The 16,803-nt window shown below is 39.4% G+C and carries 17 protein-coding genes and 1 pseudogene; 14 read left to right on the forward strand and 4 right to left on the reverse strand.

The genetic code is table 11. The features are described from left to right. The first annotated feature begins 237 nt into the window (after positions 1-237). The 3 genes from HUS26_RS19430 (at position 238) to HUS26_RS19440 (ending at position 2,255) form a co-directional block, all read left to right on the forward strand. Positions 238-855 carry a hypothetical protein gene (locus tag HUS26_RS19430; RefSeq protein WP_173918678.1) on the forward strand — a complete coding sequence of 206 codons (618 nt, stop codon included), beginning with the start codon at positions 238-240 and terminating at the stop codon, positions 853-855. A gap of 116 nt (positions 856-971) precedes the next feature. Next, positions 972-1,604, forward strand: coding sequence for a hypothetical protein (locus tag HUS26_RS19435; protein ID WP_173918679.1), 633 nt, complete (start codon positions 972-974; stop codon positions 1,602-1,604). A 15-nt stretch (positions 1,605-1,619) separates the two neighbouring features. Next, on the forward strand, positions 1,620-2,255 hold the full coding sequence (locus tag HUS26_RS19440) for a hypothetical protein (protein WP_173918680.1): 636 nt from the start codon (positions 1,620-1,622) through the stop codon (positions 2,253-2,255). 238 nt (positions 2,256-2,493) lie between these two features. Here HUS26_RS19440 and HUS26_RS19445 read toward each other — a convergent pair whose 3' ends face one another. The 3 genes from HUS26_RS19445 to HUS26_RS19455 all read right to left on the reverse strand — a co-directional run bounded on the left by HUS26_RS19445 (position 2,494) and on the right by HUS26_RS19455 (position 4,870). Beyond that, positions 2,494-2,730, reverse strand: coding sequence for a hypothetical protein (locus HUS26_RS19445; RefSeq protein ID WP_173918681.1), 237 nt, complete (start codon positions 2,728-2,730; stop codon positions 2,494-2,496). A 263-nt stretch (positions 2,731-2,993) separates the two neighbouring features. Next, positions 2,994-4,487, reverse strand: coding sequence for a potassium/proton antiporter (locus tag HUS26_RS19450; RefSeq protein WP_173918682.1), 1,494 nt, complete (start codon positions 4,485-4,487; stop codon positions 2,994-2,996). A gap of 83 nt (positions 4,488-4,570) precedes the next feature. Further along, the gene (locus HUS26_RS19455) at positions 4,571-4,870 is read right to left on the reverse strand and encodes a hypothetical protein (protein ID WP_173918683.1); all 300 of its coding nucleotides are present in this window, start codon (positions 4,868-4,870) and stop codon (positions 4,571-4,573) included. A gap of 188 nt (positions 4,871-5,058) precedes the next feature. On the opposite strand from HUS26_RS19455, the gene HUS26_RS19460 reads away from it, so the two are divergent. Then, complete coding sequence (locus HUS26_RS19460) at positions 5,059-5,673, forward strand: HAD family hydrolase (protein WP_173918684.1); 615 nt, start codon at positions 5,059-5,061, stop codon at positions 5,671-5,673. Positions 5,674-5,854: 181 nt separating this feature from the next. Here HUS26_RS19460 and HUS26_RS19465 read toward each other — a convergent pair whose 3' ends face one another. Next, positions 5,855-6,097, reverse strand: a complete 243-nt coding sequence (locus tag HUS26_RS19465) for a hypothetical protein (protein WP_173918685.1) — start codon at positions 6,095-6,097, stop codon at positions 5,855-5,857. A 275-nt stretch (positions 6,098-6,372) separates the two neighbouring features. Here HUS26_RS19465 and HUS26_RS19470 point away from each other — a divergent pair, with 275 nt between their 5' ends. From HUS26_RS19470 to HUS26_RS19515, 10 genes and pseudogenes are all read left to right on the forward strand, one after another. Next, a complete protein-coding gene (locus tag HUS26_RS19470; RefSeq protein ID WP_173918686.1) occupies positions 6,373-6,624 on the forward strand; it encodes a hypothetical protein in 252 nt (83 codons plus the stop codon). A gap of 164 nt (positions 6,625-6,788) precedes the next feature. After that, positions 6,789-7,118 carry a helix-turn-helix domain-containing protein gene (locus HUS26_RS19475; RefSeq protein ID WP_173918687.1) on the forward strand — a complete coding sequence of 110 codons (330 nt, stop codon included), beginning with the start codon at positions 6,789-6,791 and terminating at the stop codon, positions 7,116-7,118. A 561-nt stretch (positions 7,119-7,679) separates the two neighbouring features. Next, on the forward strand, positions 7,680-8,447 hold the full coding sequence (locus HUS26_RS19480) for a tyrosine-protein phosphatase (RefSeq protein WP_173918688.1): 768 nt from the start codon (positions 7,680-7,682) through the stop codon (positions 8,445-8,447). A gap of 363 nt (positions 8,448-8,810) precedes the next feature. Continuing rightward, entirely contained in the window at positions 8,811-9,149 is a 339-nt protein-coding gene (locus HUS26_RS19485) for a helix-turn-helix domain-containing protein (RefSeq protein WP_256371073.1), read from the forward strand. Between the two features lie 156 nt (positions 9,150-9,305). Then, complete coding sequence (locus HUS26_RS19490; protein WP_173918690.1) at positions 9,306-10,073, forward strand: tyrosine-protein phosphatase; 768 nt, start codon at positions 9,306-9,308, stop codon at positions 10,071-10,073. A gap of 295 nt (positions 10,074-10,368) precedes the next feature. After that, a pseudogene (locus tag HUS26_RS19495) lies at positions 10,369-11,128 on the forward strand (tyrosine-protein phosphatase). Between the two features lie 31 nt (positions 11,129-11,159). Beyond that, the gene (locus HUS26_RS19500) at positions 11,160-13,004 is read left to right on the forward strand and encodes a nucleoside-diphosphate sugar epimerase/dehydratase (RefSeq protein ID WP_173918920.1); all 1,845 of its coding nucleotides are present in this window, start codon (positions 11,160-11,162) and stop codon (positions 13,002-13,004) included. Positions 13,005-13,018: 14 nt separating this feature from the next. Beyond that, positions 13,019-13,903, forward strand: a complete 885-nt coding sequence (gene galU / locus HUS26_RS19505; RefSeq protein ID WP_173918691.1) for a UTP--glucose-1-phosphate uridylyltransferase GalU — start codon at positions 13,019-13,021, stop codon at positions 13,901-13,903. 54 nt (positions 13,904-13,957) lie between these two features. Further along, positions 13,958-15,202, forward strand: a complete 1,245-nt coding sequence (locus HUS26_RS19510; RefSeq protein WP_173918692.1) for an oligosaccharide flippase family protein — start codon at positions 13,958-13,960, stop codon at positions 15,200-15,202. An 896-nt stretch (positions 15,203-16,098) separates the two neighbouring features. Then, on the forward strand, positions 16,099-16,803 hold a 705-nt coding region (locus HUS26_RS19515), incomplete at its 3' end, for a glycosyltransferase family A protein (protein WP_173918693.1).

Below are 16,803 nucleotides of genomic sequence, written 5' to 3' on the forward strand. Positions count from 1 at the left end.
AATGGTAATTCCTTTAATATCTCATACCTAAACCTAAATCAGCTCGCATGCAGTGTGAAAGGACGGTATCCTCTAAAAGAGTAAATGAAACAACGTTTCTGAAACGCTAAAGTTATCATGGTCTTCAGATGCATCTACCATAATACTATTTCATAATTAAATAATTTTCCGATGGAGTTGTCATCAAAATTAGAGAACCCCATACAAATGGTTAAGAACAAGTGAAGGAGGGAGCAGATGAAGTGGTTCATCACTCTTGTGGGAGTCATGGTAATTTTAGTCGCTTGTACAAATGAAGGCAGCAGCGAAACGAAACAAGATAACAAAGAGACTTCAGCGTCTTCTTTGAAGGTTAAACCAGCAAAACTTTCAGAACGAGAACAAAGCCTTGTCAATCAAATCGGTGGAGATTACCAAACCTTCTACACAGTTGATGGAGAAGTGGAAGAAGGCGAGGTACTGGTAACTTCTATTGTCGTTATAAAAAAGGGGGAGCAGACAGAAGAAGCACTCACTTCTGTGTCTGGAACTGGTGAGAAGTATAAGAAGGATCTGCACTCTTTCCAGCTGCAGATGGAGAAGGAAGCTGCTTATCTCACCATCGGTTCCCATAATGGATATGTAAGAGGGTCAACGGCAATTCCTGATAATATAGACAGCTTTCTCTTTGAACAACCAGAAGAAGAAATTAAGATAACAAAAGGCGAACCCATTTATTTGGCTTATTTGATTGGATCTAGTCAGAATCAATTATCCATGCAGGCTAATTCGGATTTGACAACTTTACCAAACTCAGTTAAAGATGCAGAATATGCGGCCGTTTTTAAAGTGGAATTAAAAGAAGAAACGGAATGATAGTTTAAAAAAAACAGAATAATTATATTTATTTTTCCTCCCTAATTATATTACATTTATGTTACAATTGTAACTGATTTGTCATATAAACAAAAATACTAAGGGGGAAACAATATATGAACAAATACTATCAATTCTTAATAATTGGTATAGTCGTACTCGTTTTATCTGCTTGCGGTGGAAATGAAGCGAAAGAGGAACTCAATGCGAACGACGATGAACAAGCAGAAGCGAAAGTAAACGAATCGGGTACTGAAGAAGCGGCAGCTGCTGAGAAAGATAATGGAGAGGCTTCCGAGGAAGAAGATATATGGACTTATTACGACGATGCAGAAGCAACGGATACTTTTGAAGATGTAACATTCACTATCCAAAAAATTGCTGTCAGTGATGAAGCTCCCATGATTGACGATAACGGAGATGAAGTAAATTCTTCTGCTGTCGGAGTAAAAATGCAAGTAGAAAACACATCTGACTCGAAGGTATACACCACCTATCCTGACCAGACGACATTAGTGACTTCTACAGGAGAACAAGTAGAAGCAGACATGTTGGTTTCCGATCATTTAGGTGGAGAGATACATGAAGGAGTAATTAAAGAAGGTCAGGTGGTCTTCTACCTGGAAAGAGGACACGCTGCTGACATCGAATGGGTGAAACTTACTTGGAGTTCCAGCTATGAAGATCCAGACGGCAACTATGAGAAAGATAAATATTATGACCATGAAGTTAAGATAGACTTGAAATAATAAGGGGTAGTAAAAATGAAAAAAGTAATATTGATGGTGTTTTTCATGCTGACATTCAGCTTTCTGGCAGCTTGTTCAGCCGAGGGTGAGAGCAAAGAGAAAAACGAAGAAACATCAGAGAATATAGAAGAAGCGAATAAAGAGAAAGATGAATCCGTGGCTGTCGACAAAGGGTTGATGAACGTGGAAGTTACGCTTCCTGCGTCCATGCTGGAAGGGGAAAACATCGAGGATTTGAAAGACAAAGCGGAAGAAAAAGGCATCAAAGAAGTGACACAACATGAAGATGGAACCGTCACCTATAAGATGTCAAAATCTACTCACAAAGAATTGATGAACGAACTGGAAACCAGCCTGAAGGATACCATCAAAGAAACGAAAAACAGTGAAGATTATATATCCATCAAAGACATCACCCATAACCATGATTTTTCCGCCTTCACGATGGTTGTCAATCAGTCTGATTATGAAAACAGTATGGATGGATTTGCTGCCTTGACCCTTGGGATAGCTGGAATGATGTATCAACTGTATGACGGGGCTGATACAGACAAGTATTCCGTTACCATCACGGTAGAAGATGAGGGAACGGGCGAGACGATTGATGAAGTGGTTTATCCTGATGCACTTGAAGATACAGAAACAGAATGACCAGCAAAAAGAGTCCTCAACTGGGACTCTTTTTATTTTTGTTGAGCGGGCTCTTACATATATTGAAAATGTACATCACAGAGAGGGAAGTATTACTAAGCAGTCAAAATCGGCCGCCATTATTTGTCGGGCAGTTGCTTTGTTTCTGCCTGTTTTGGGTAGTTTCATATCCTAAAACTGATCTTAGTGCTTAAGAAAGGGACTTCCCCAATGAGGAAGTCCCTTTCTTGATAAGTGATTATTTCCAGCTGACCTGGGACTCATGGCATTCAAACCAGCCAAGCCACTCAGAAAGGGCGCAGCCTGCTTCGAATCCAACCTGTCCATCTTTCCAGGAGCCTCCAAATTTAGTGGAACCCATGGTTTCACGGGCGGTAGGAGGTTTCTCCTCTTTAGCTTCCACAATATTCGTTCCAGTAAAACTTCCAAAGCTCAGCACGAAAACGGCAATCAAGGCCATTGCCAATCGACCCATTTTTTCATACGATCATCCTTTCTTAGATTAATAGATGAAATGCCTATGTATTCCATTTAAAAGGAACATCGTTATAAAATATATCAATTTAAAATAAAAATTTAATATGATAAATGATACATTCTCTCGGAAGAATAATAGAGAGTGAACGATTTTCCCCACATGGACTGGGAGTGAGGATGAAACAGGCGGGGAAGTGATTTTGATGATAAATAAAAGAAGCCTGCCGAAAAACCCGGGGGTTTCTCAGCAGGCTGAAATCCTTACTGAGCCGTCGTATCACGTGTAACCTTCTGTTCGAGCTGATTCTTCAGCTGTTCTTTATATTTCGTTTCAACGAGAATATACAAAAAGTCGCCGGCTTTGATTTCTGTTTCTCCATAAGGGGTAATGACGTGATTATCCCTGATGATCGCATTAATGTTGGCCCGGTTGGGAAGGGAGAGATCACGCAATTTCCTGCCAACGACGGCTGATTCTTCGTTTGTTTGAAATTGGATCATCTCGGCGGCCACCTTCCCCATTGAGATTAATTCAATCGAATGGTGGGGCACATCTTTTTTAGGTCCGACCAGCTGCAGCTTCTTGGCCACCCAGGAAATGCTGGAGCCTTGAACTAAAGCAGACGTCAGGACGATAAAGAAGACGATGTTAAATAAGGTCTGGCTGTTTTCGAGACCTTCGACAATAGGGAAGGTCGCTAAGACGATCGGGACAGCTCCTCTTAAGCCGGCCCATGAAATAAACAGCTTTTGTTTCAAGGAATAATTCATTTTGAATAACGACACAAAGACAGCAACAGGCCGGGCGACAAGAATGAGAATGACAGACAAGATCAGTCCATTAATCATGATCTCAGGAGAGAAGAGCTGCTCAGGAAACACAAGGAGCCCGAGAATAATAAACATCGCAATCTGGGCCATCCAGGCAAATCCTTCGTTAAATTGAAAAATGGAATAGCGATACGTGAGTTCCCTGTTCCCAATGACAAGGGCCGCGACATATACAGCCAGGAAGCCGCTTCCTCCAATAAAGGCAGTGATCCCATAAGTGACGAGGGCAAAGGCGACAGACAGGATAGGATAAAGAGCACTGGAGCTTAACCTGATTCGATTAATCGAGAAGGAGGCAAGTCTTCCGAAGAGAATCCCTAAGATTAATCCAATCCCCATCTGCAGGAAGAAGGTAGGGATCAGCATCCAGATCGAGCGGTCCTGCATCGTGATCAGTTCAATGAAGGATAACGTCAGAAAGACCGCCATCGGATCATTCGTCCCTGATTCCGCTTCAAGCGTAGCTCCCATTTTGGCTTTAATATTTCGTTCTTTCAGCGCAGCAAATACAGCAGCCGCATCGGTTGAACCGACGATAGCTCCAAGCAGCATCCCTTCTAATAACGTCAGGTCAAAAATCAGATAAGCCGATACCCCGATCAGACAAGAAGTAATCACCACACCCAGCGTAGCCAGAGATAAAGAGGGGAGGGCGACCGAGCGGACCGTCGCCCATTTCGTATGCAGACCCCCTTCAAATAAAATAATCACAAGGGCAAATACACCAATGAGCTGGGCGGTGCCTGCATCATCAAAGTACACGATCCCAAGACCGTCACTTCCGACAAGCATCCCGACAATCATAAACAAGATCAGCGCAGGGACTCCCCAGCGGTTCGAGAATTTGGAAGCCAATATCCCGCTGAAAAGTAAAAACGCAGTAAGCAATAAGAAAGCATCCGTTCCAAAAGCGTCAAAAAACATAGTAGTAGAAGATTCTCCTTTATAAGTTTAATAAGGGCATTAGCTAAAAAGTATAGGTTCAAGAGTGACGTGGTCCGGAGAATTTATGTGTAGCTGGATTGGTAATAAACCGCCATGGTAAAACCAAACGTTTCCTCAGCCCTTAAATAGGAGTGCTCGGTGATCTCTGATGGAAGAACATGAGGAGGCAGCAAAGGTTCAGAGAAATGGAAAAGAGGTTTCGGATTAGGACTTGCCGGGAGCGGAAGAGAAACCTTTTGAGTGTGAATCGCTGGATGATCGGCAATCGCATGGGCAGACGTGAGGGTTTCTTCGATAATCGAGCTGTCTTTCAGCCTTTCTATTTTTTCATGGGGATGACTGCCTGCGGAGAAGCAGACCACAAACAACCCCATCATGACAATAAATAACCGAATGTCTCTCCCCTCCTTATATAAGTCTCTCCATTAATTATACCAAGAGGAGGTCCGTTAAGGAATAAATGCGATTTTACAAGATGTAAAGGCTGGATTTTCTTAAGCAGAAAATGTATCGTTGAAATAAATCCGGTAAAACAATGGAGGAATGACAGATGGACAGCATCATCTTTGATTTAGACGGAACGATTTGGGATCCGATCGATACCGTCGTAAGCGCATGGAACAGCCATATCGAAAGCAATAGGGAACTCAAAAAACTCACACGATCTGATTTTGAAAAAACGATGGGTCTGCAGATGCATGAGATCGGCAGACGCCTGTTTCCTGATCTCAGGGAAAAGGAGCGCGAAACATTAATCAACGATTGCTGTGACATCGAAGAGGCTTACATAAAGAAACAGGGCGGGCAGCTTTACCCTAAAGTCGAGGATGTATTAAAGGAGCTGTCCAAGCGCTACAAGCTGTTCATCGTAAGCAACTGCCAAGACGGCTATATTGAAGCCTTTTATGAAGCCCATAACCTGGACACCCACTTCATCGACTATGAAAATCCCGGAAGAACCGGCCTTTCAAAGGGCGAGAATATCAACTTAATCATGAAAAGGAATAACCTCTCTGACCCTGTGTATGTCGGAGATACAGAAGGGGACCTGAAAGCAGCAAGACATGCAGGCATCCCATTTGTTTATGCCAAATATGGCTTTGGTAAGGCGAGTGAGTACGATGAGGTGGTCGAGCAGTTTAGCGATCTATTGAAGCTCTACTAAGACATTATAATTCGTTGATTGAAAAAGAGAAGTAAGTAGAGAAGTATAGGTACGAAAAAAAGGGAGTTCCGTTAAATACGGGCTCCCTTTTCGTTTAATCTAATGCCTCCACCTCATGCGAAGGTTCTTGTAATAGTTCTATAGATGCGCTCGTGATGTGTTGTATATAGTCTTCATAGGATCACACTCCCAGGTTTACTGCCTTGAGGAAGTCGGTCCAGGTGGCAAAGTCGGTCGTATCATCGATAAACAGGTCAAGCCTCCCGTCGTTTACCCCCTTCATCAGGGACTGATCGTCCGTTATCATAACCGGCAGCAGTCGGATGAATTCTTCGAAGCTGCTGAAGAGCGTCGTATCCTTTAAAAATTCATCGGTTAAGAGAACCTGAAGCCTTTCATAGAAAGAATGATCGAAATACCCCATAAAAGACAACCCCTTTACATAAAGGAATGTAATCTGTTTTGTCGTTTGATCAGTTACCCGTTACTTTACGTGGGTAATCTGGGCTTTTTTCACGTTTTTCTGTCCTGCTCTTCCCACTAAACCCTTAACAAGGCACTCTTGCAGTCATTAATTATAACGGCCTATTACCGCCATAATCTTGGAATAATTGTCGAATAATTCTAGAATGTAAAGGCTATAAAAAATACTATTACGAACGAAGGTGCTCATCTCCGACTATTCCTCAGTGACGTTATATGGCCTTCACCGGCGGAACGAACGTCATCTTTTACTGGGAGGATAAAGCAAGATGCGAAGCGGAATACGGCGCTCCGAATATCCTTCAGGAGAATATCGCCTTTGGAGATGTGACCTATAGCTTCCAGGAGCTCGATCAGGCGATCCGCCACAACTTTGATTCCAGGCAGAAAGAGCACTACATGAAGCAATTCAGCCATCTCGTCAAATGCACGACGGCAATAACACCCGCAATACCTTTAACTATTTAAAAGAAATCATCTACTAGAAACAAGAGAGCTGGTCCCCGACTAAATGACCAGTTCTCTTTACATAAAAAGGGACAACCTTCTCATATAAAAAATCGTGCATTAAATAGAACGCTTACTTTAATTATGCTACAATATAGTTACAGTTAGGAAGAAGGTGAAAGTTGATGATCGGCAAAAGAATACAAGAAATTCGCAAAAACCGCCAACTATCGCTATCGGAATTAGCCGAGCGAGCAGGTGTCGCTAAATCCTATTTAAGCTCCATCGAACGAAACCTACAATCCAATCCCTCCATTCAATTTCTTGAGAAAATATCGAAAGAACTCCATGTATCTATGAACTATCTGCTGCATGGAGAGTCAAAACAGGACACCTCAAGCCTCGATGATGATTGGCTTGACCTTGTGAAGGAAGCACAGGAATCCGGTATTTCAAAAGAACAGTTTCGTGAGTATCTGGAATTTAATAAGTGGCGAACAGCACGCAAAGAATAAAGCCCTTCATCCGACTAGAGGATGGAGGGTTTTCAGCTTGTAGAGAAACCTCGTGCTAAGGATTGGTACTGCAAATGGCTTTCGGGAAACGGATCGCTTTCCATGGATGTACAAATTCATGGATAATTGACGATCTAACATCGAATCCAAGAAAAAAGAGTGACTTTATTTTATAAACCAAAGAAAATCACTCTTTTTAGATCGGCCTCTGTTGATTCCTTGATGAGCGTTCGGTGGTGACGCCTGCGGGAACAGCGCGAGCCGAAGATCCACTTGGTCAAGTGATCTTCTTGACCAAGTTAGCTGAGGCCGTGCCCGCGGCAAGCACCCACCGACAAGCGGTTCTAAACAACAAACGTTAACAGCTCCTTTAAATTAGAAAGGACTTTTTCAGTGGCTTCGTCCAGGATGAAGGGTATTTCTATTCGACAAAAATAGTTGGACATCAAAAGGGCATTTCGACAAATTTCTCCCTTCTGTCTATAGTAAAATGTAAAAAAATAGAATTATGGAAGACAAAAGATATAGGGAAAAAGAGAGAGAAAGGAGATCAATTGAAAAATGATAGACATTCACAGCCACATCCTACCGGGGATTGACGATGGACCGCAGTCCATGGAGGACAGTATTGAATTGGCGAAAGCCGCCGTAGAACAAGGAATCGATACCATAGTAGCGACGCCGCACCATAACAATGGCAGCTACAACAACTATAGGAGCGACATTCTGCTTCAGGTGAAAGCCCTCAACGAGCAGCTGAAGCTCAGAAGGATAGATCTCTCTGTCCTGCCAGGCCAGGAAACAAGAATTTACGGGGAAATGGTAGAAGGTATACATAAAGGGGAGATCCTTGCGATCAATAACACCACTCCCTACGTATTTGTAGAGCTGCCGCGTGATCATGTCCCGCAATATATCCATACCCTTATCTTTAACATGCAGGTCGAAGGCTATCAGCCGATCATTGTGCACCCCGAGCGCAACGAGCAGATTCAGGAGAATCCGAACCTCCTGTACACACTTGTTAAAAATGGGGCCTTCTCGCAAGTCACAGCTGGAAGCCTTTGCGGAAAATTTGGACGAGACGCGAAAAAGATCGCCCATCAGCTGATCGACCACAACTTAACTCACGTTCTGGCGTCAGACGTACATTTTACAAAGAAACGCCGCTTTTATTTGCAGGAAGCCTATAACATGATCCGTAAGCAGCACGGCACCGAAGCCTATTATGCGTTAATGGAGAATGCTCAGGCGGTTATTGAAGGAGAACCGCTGATCAGCGATCCGCCGGAACATATAAAGAAAAAGAAAGCTATGTTTATCTTTTAAACAGTAAGGGAATCTGCGGGAATCAATCATAAGCAGATTCCCTTTCTCTATCAAAAAATACCGTTGTAAGAGTAATGTAACCGATATCATTATCGTAGTTAAGTCTTAAGGACTTATTTATTGGTAAATCATTCATCATACCGTGAACCAAATGAACCTTTCGAACTTCGAAAAGTTCCGCTATAGTGCACCTTAAGCCCAATTTGTTCACTATAAAATAATATGTATTCTAAATATTGGATTTAGGTACGGCTTGTGGTATATTCATGGTTATAAAGTTCTAGAACTATTTGTTTCTTGCGATTAAGGATTAAAGTGGCACAATAAAGAGAACATCAAAGACACGTACATTCAAAAAAGAAGGTGAAACAATTGATTGGGGAGCGCATTCGAAGAATCCGGAGAGCACAAGGCCTTTCGATGACAGAGGTCGCGAAGCGCGCGGGATTTGCGAAATCATATGTCAGCTCAATAGAGCGCAGCAACCAAAGAAATCCCTCCATCCACTTTATTGAACAAGTCGCAAAAGCCCTCGGCGTTTCGGTGAACGAGCTTCTGCACGGAGAAGAAGAGAAGCAGAACCAGGGACTTGATGAGGAATGGACAAAACTAGTGCAAGAAGCCGTTGAGTTAGGACTAACAAAGAAGCAGTTTCGTGAATTTATGGAATTCACCAGCTGGAGAAACAACCACAGTGAATGACTAAAAACATCTGTCGCTTGGGGTTTATAGAAGCCGTTAAAAGGTAAAGAGAAAATATAGAAACCCTTTACGGTAAAGCAGATATCGACAAGGATGGACAAAAGAGAAAAATTTTCCGAATAGGTATTGAAGTCTTTAAAAGGGAAGGGATCAATTATGATTGATATTCACAGCCATATTCTGCCGGGGGTAGATGATGGCGCTCAAACGATGGAAGAAAGTATCCAAATGGCTCAAGAAGCCGTAGAGGAAGGGATCACAACAATCCTCGCCACCCCTCACCATCAAAACGGGCACTATAATAACTATAAGAACGATATTTTAATACAAGTGAATGAACTGAACCGCCAACTCCGAGAAAAAAATATCCCCTTAACCGTCCTGCCGGGACAAGAAACGCGGATTTACGGAGAATTTGTAGAAGGACTGCAGAACAATGAGATCCTTCCGCTCAATGAAACGACCGACTATGTGTTTATTGAGTTCCCATTTGATACGGTTCCAAAGTACGCAAGCAACCTGTTATTTAATCTGCAGGTAGAAGGCTACAAGCCCGTCATTGTTCACCCGGAGCGAAATAAGAGAATCCAGGAGAACCCGAATGTCCTCTATTCATTGATTAAGAACGGTGCCTTTGCTCAATTGACAGCCGCGAGCTTAACAGGAAAGTTTGGAGGAACGGCTAAGAAGGTTTCCAAACAGCTGATCGAAGCGAACCTCGTGCACCTGATTGCTTCAGACGCCCATAACGTGAAGAGCCGTACCTTCCATATGAAGAAGGCGTACGATGTGATCAAGAAGGAATACGGTCAGGACATGGTCTACTTCTTCTCAGAAAACGCGTATTATTTAATTGAAAATGATAACCTGGCAAGCGAAACACCAGAGCATGTGAAGAAGAAAAAAGTATTTGGCCTGTTCTAAATAATATACTTTCAATAGTAAGTGACTAAGCTTATTTCGGCTTAGTCACTTTTTTATGGGGGTTATTCTAGTAATTGAAAGCGTTTTAATGTAAAAGTCCTATTAACATCCAAAAAAACTTTCCGACGCGTAAGCGTTGAGAATCCTAGATAAATCGTTAAAGTTTTACAAATTTAGTGTAAATTATACTAATCTTGGCTTCAAATTACATGGATAAAATGCTATACTGTTACCATTCTAAGCCAAAAATTTGAACGATTTGTAAAAGGGAATTTATGAGAGAGGAGGCCTATATTTGATTGACATTCACAGTCATATACTACCAGGTGTAGACGATGGCGCTCGGGACATCGAAGCCAGCCTGGACATGGCAAGAGCAGCCGCAGCTGATGGCATACATACAATCATCGCAATCCCCCATCATCAAAATGGGACATACAATAACTTCAAACATAACATCACCCAACACGTCGCTGAACTCAATCAACTAATCCAACACCATGACATCCCTTTAACCGTACTGCCAGGAGACGAGAATCTACGGAGATATGCTCGACGGCCTTCTCAATAACGAAATCCTTACACTTAATCAAGGAAACTATGTATGTGTCGAATTTCCTTCTGATGCCGTGCCAAGATATGCCAAGCATTTATTATTTGATATTCAAGTCAAAGGCTATCAGCCGATCATCGTGCATCCTGAGAGGAACCGGCAGATTATCCAGCATCCAGACATTCTTTATAACCTTGTCAGCAAGGGTGCTTATACACAGATAACAGCCGCCAGCTTAACCGGATGGTTTGGTAAGAATATACAGAAGTTTACCCATCAGCTGATTGAATCAAACATGACCCACCTGATTGCATCGGACGCCCATAACACCACGAGCCGCGGGTTCTGTATGGGAGATGCATATGAAGAAATCAAAGAGAACTATGGCATGTCCATGGTTTATTTGTTTGTCGAAAATGCGGAATGTATCGTTAGCGGTGATGTTTTAGCTGCAGAGGTGCCAGAAAGAATTAAAAAGAAAAAATTCTTAGGAATCTTTTAAAATATGAAAGGAGTGAAAAAGAGAGATGACAATAGCCTTTAAGAAACGATTACTTACATTAATTGGAATTGATTCCATTATCGTTTCCTTTTCAATTTTTGTCTCACACTTTTTCTTAAGTCCATCAACAGATACAGCATTTGATGAGATGATGCTCGTGTCAGCCCTTGTATTATTGTTGACCCACCATCTGTTTTTTAGTGTGTTCGGAATGTATCGCCGCAAGTGGCGTTACGCAAGTATGGAGGAACTTATTGGAATTATCGTTGTGGTCACATTATCTATTATATCGACCACAGCTGTACAGCTTTTAGCTTTTGGAAGCATTTATACCAGAGCTCTGATTATCACGTGGATGCTACATATCTTATTACTTGGCGGGGTGCGTTTTGCTTGGCGTTATTATAAGACTTATGGATTAACAGTTAATCCTAAAGGGAAGAAAGCCAAGTTAATCAGAAATAATCCCCATGCCAAGCAGACATTGATTATCGGTGCTGGATCAGCAGGTCAGATGCTGGCAAGACAGATGAAAAACTCGAATGAAATCAATACAAATATCGTCGGGTTTATCGATGATGACTTTACAATGCACCATCTGAAAGTAAATGATTTTCCTGTGCTCGGAAGTACAAGTGCAATTGAAGAAATCGTGCAGAAACATCATGTTAACCATGTAGTTATCGCAATGCCTTCCGCGGAAAAATCTAGAATTAAGGAAATTATTCAAGCCACCAAAAAAGTGGTTCAAAACGTGCAGACACTTCCAATGATCGAGGATATAGCATTAGGTAATGTTTCAGTAAACAGCATTCGTGATGTCTCTATTGAAGACTTATTGGGAAGAGATCCGGTTGAGTTAGATATTCAGTCCATCTCTAGCGAGGTCAATGGAAAAACCGTATTAGTTACAGGAGCAGGAGGTTCCATAGGTTCTGAGATTTGCAGACAGCTTATTAAGTTTGGACCTGACAAACTTATCCTTCTAGGTCATGGCGAAAATAGCATTTATACTATTCATATGGAACTAAGACAGTTAGGCCTCGAAACCGAACTGGTTACAGCTATAGCGGATGTTCAGGACAGGGAGAGAATCTTTGAGGTTGTGGAAGACTATGCCCCTTCTTATATCTATCATGCAGCAGCACACAAGCATGTGCCATTAATGGAAGCAAACCCTAAAGAAGCGGTTAAAAATAATGTGTTTGGCACTAAGAACATAGCGGAAGCAGCTGACACTTATGGAGTACCGAACTTTGTTCTCATCTCTTCTGACAAAGCCGTTAACCCTACTAATATCATGGGAGCTACTAAACGTGTAGCTGAAATGGTGATTCAATCATTAAGTAGAACAAGTAAAACTAAATTCGTCGCTGTGAGATTTGGAAACGTGCTCGGAAGCCGAGGCAGTGTAATTCCGTTATTTAAACAGCAAATTGCTAATGGAGGTCCGCTGACTGTCACTCACCCAGATATGACAAGATATTTCATGACAATTCCTGAAGCTTCTCGATTAGTGATTCAAGCAGGGGCATTAGCTCGTGGAGGAGAGATATTTGTGCTAGATATGGGAGAGCCGGTAAGAATTGTAGATCTTGCAAAAAACTTAATCTCTCTATCTGGCTTCTCTGAAAAAGAGATTCCAATTGAATTCAGCGGGATTCGACCAGGGGAAAAAATGTATGAAGAATTACTTGGGGATAAGGAAGTTCACCCAGAGCAGATTTACCCAAAGATATATATTGGGAAGAACAATGAGTTTCCAATAGATGAACTCGCGAATTTTATAAATGTAGAATTCGAACAAATTACTACAGATGAAGTGAAAGAGACGGTATTCCATTTAATAGAAGATAAAGTCTCTATATCTAGTTAATGGGAGGATGTAAGATGAAAAAAGTAAAAAAAGCCATAATTCCTGCAGCAGGATTAGGAACAAGATTCCTACCAGCAACAAAAGCTATGCCAAAAGAAATGCTGCCAATTGTAGATAAACCGACAATCCAGTACATCGTTGAAGAAGCTATTCAATCCGGAATTGAAGACATTATTATTGTAACTGGTAAAGGGAAACGTGCGATTGAAGATCATTTCGATAATAACTTTGAACTAGAAGATAATTTAATGAAGAAAGAAAAGTTTGATCTACTTGAAAAAGTGAACGAAACTTCTAATGTCGATATCCATTATATCCGTCAAAAAGAACCTAAAGGTTTAGGTCACGCTGTATGGAGTGCCAGGAAATTTATTGGATCAGAGCCTTTTGCAGTTTTATTAGGCGATGATATAGTAAGGGCAAAAACACCTTGTTTGGAACAACTTATTTCAGAGTATAATAATACGCAATGTTCAATAGTGGGAGTGCAAAAGGTAGCAGATGATGAAACTCATCGTTACGGTATAGTAGCCCCTTTTGCAAGCGAAGGAAGACGTTATCAAGCAAATGATTTTATAGAAAAACCTCGACAAGGTACCGCTCCTTCTAATTTGGCTATTATGGGGAGGTACATATTTACGCCTGAAATATTTCCAATTTTAGAGAAACAAGAAATTGGTGCTGGCGGAGAGATTCAACTTACTGATGCAATTCAAACCTTAAATAAGGTGCAAAAGGTTTATGCATATGATTTCAAAGGAAGACGATATGATGTGGGAGAAAAGTTAGGGTTCGTTAAAACTACAATTGATTTAGCATTGGAAAACGAAGAATTAAAAAATGACTTACTTATATATTTAAGGTCAATATTGGAAGAAAATTCCATCATAAATAAGTAACATTCTGAGAAACTAGTTGAGGAATATTTTCTACCTTAGAGAGTAGTGACAAAAATGTTTTTAAAACACCTTAAAAATCTACTTTATTTATTTACATCCAAGGGCGTAGCATCATCCTTTGCTTTTATAGCACAAATAATTCTTGCCAGATTGCTAACTCAAGAAGATTATGGGACAGTATCTTTTTATATAGTTTTTATTAATATTTTATCTTCAATTATCGGTTATGGGTTAGGAAATTTTTGGCTTAGAAGATACGCTGTCGAAGGATTTAATGTAAAAAGATGGATAAAGCCCTCGTTAATGAGCGGGATATGTCTAACTGGAATAACTATGCCTATATATTTTATAGTTCCTTATTTCTCTTTGGGAGAACACTCTTTGTTTATTTCATTGGCCCTATTACCACTTTTGATTTTCCAAGGGTTTAGTCAGATAGTGAGAGCTTGCTTCCAAATTTTAGGTAAATATAATAAACTATCCTATTATATGTTAATTAAGAATTCAATTTTTTTGTTGTCTGCTCTAATATTGTTTCTATTTGATTTCAATTCCTTTGTTGCTATATATGGAATATTATCATTATTAGTCCTTCTCTACAGTTTAACTATAGTAAAAGGATTCTATAACATATCTACATATAGGGCAGAAATGAGTGGTGTGATAGAAGAACCTAAAACAAAATTGGTTTTAAAATTAGCATGGCCTTTTGGAGCTCAAGGAATCTTATATATGCTTTATTACCAAGTAGACATACTGATGATAACTTTTTTCTTGGGTACAACTTCAACAGGGCTTTATAACGCCTCTTTCACCATAGTATCGTTAATATTTGTCTTCCCTAGCATTTTATTTCAAATATATTTGTTACCTAAAGCAAATGTATGGATAGCTAATAATGAATTAAATAAAATAAATTTCATAAGGAAAAAATTGTCAATTATTTTATTTCTTTTGGGGATTTCTATCACTTTAATTCTTTTTTATATAGGTGAATTTTTAATTACTTTATTGTTTGGAGCTGAATTCTTAGATTCTGCATTATTATTTAAAGTGCTTATATTATCAGTTCCTTTTAGATTTGTTACTAATTCGTTAGAAATGATTTTTGCTACTGAAAGAATGGTCACTTATAAAGTTTATATACAAGCAGGAGGAGCATTACTTAACATTTTCCTCAATCTCATTTTTATTAATCAAATAGGAGTAATAGGCGCAGCGATAAGTACTGTAATAACAGAAATATTCATATTCCTATTATATTATTTTTTATCAGCAAGATTAAAGAGAGAGATGTGAAAAAATGAAGAATATACTTTTAAGAGGTTACTATGGCTATAATAACTTTGGAGATGACGCATTACTTTCTACAATGTTAAATAAAGTTTTTAATGATAGGTCTAAATATAAAGTTACTGTACTTTCTAATAATAAGGGTATTTAGGTGCGAGAATATTAAATATAATATAAATATTTTAAAGCAAATATCGGTCCATATTACGTTAGTAATTGGTAGAGGGAGAGTCAATTTCAAGATTTTGGGGAGAGACAAAATATAAAAGGTTTTATATTTAAATTAATAAGGATATCACTTGCTAATTCATTTAGGAATTAGTATTGGTCCAATTAATCCAATTACCGGATCTTACATTTTAAATAAAAGATAGTAAAGAGGATGCTAATAAACTTCCTAAAGATTTAAATTTGGGTATCATTGTTCTCCCTTTTCACAAAAACACTAGTGGAGAATATAAAAGTTCAAAATCAATTATTTAATAATATTAAAAAAGCTATTATAAGAACAAAACAATTATACCCTAATATTAATCTTACTTTTTTTTTGCTTAGCTACAAATAACCAAAAGATCGTACCAAATCAAAACTCCATACGAATCTTTGAGAAAGAAATAAGCTTAAGTAGGAGGTTTCATGTGGCTGTCTTTGCATATACGAAAGTTCCACAGTTTAATCTTTCTTATCACCAAAAATGTCTAGAATTTATGCATCATACTAATTACAATAAAAAGCTTTCTTTGACATTAGAAAAAAAACAAAGATGAACTTGTAACAAGATTAACAGTCTTGATTAAAAATTCTTGTCAGTTTAAGCTTGGTTTGGAAGTGTGCACTATGGCAAATGAAATGAACATATTGGATGAGAAAATAGAAAAAATATTAAAAGGTAGGAAAATTAAATGAATAAAGCATCAGTTAGTGTAATAATTCCTAGTTTTAATAGCACTTCCACTATCGAAAGAGCAGTTAAGTCAATTGCTAACCAAAGCCTTCTTCCTAAAGAAGTAATTATCGTTGATGATTGCAGCACTGACGAAAGAATGGAGAAAGTGTTACGTAGGATAAAAACCAAATACAGTGATTATTTTGATTTCAAAATTCTTCTTAACCAAAGTAACAAAGGACCTGGAGTCTCAAGGAATGCCGGGTGGAAGGTCAGTAATGGGGAATTTATAGCATTTTTAGATTCCGATGATTCTTGGCATAAGCAAAAGATCGAAATTCAGTATAATTATATGATTAATAATCCTGGTGTAGATTTTACCTGTCATAAAAACTTGGAAGTTTTAGAAGGCCAATTTGAGTCTTCAGAGGAGATTTTAGACGATCAACAGTTTAATATTGAAAGTATTAAATTTAAACAACTACTGTATAGAAATAGAATAGGAACTCGAACAGTTATGTTAAAAAGGTCTATAGAAAATAGATTTAGACAAGGGAAATATCATTCTGAAGACTACCTCCTTTGGCTAGAAGTGGCTGCTTCTAATTATAAAATTCAAATACTAGATGTACCTTTATCTAAATCTTATTCTCATCCTTTTTTGGGAGATGGTCTTAGTGGAAGTATTATAAAAATGTTTAAAGGTGCTATAGATACGTAT

Source organism: Halobacillus sp. Marseille-Q1614 (genome assembly GCF_902809865.1).
Lineage (GTDB): Bacteria > Bacillota > Bacilli > Bacillales > Halobacillaceae > Halobacillus_A.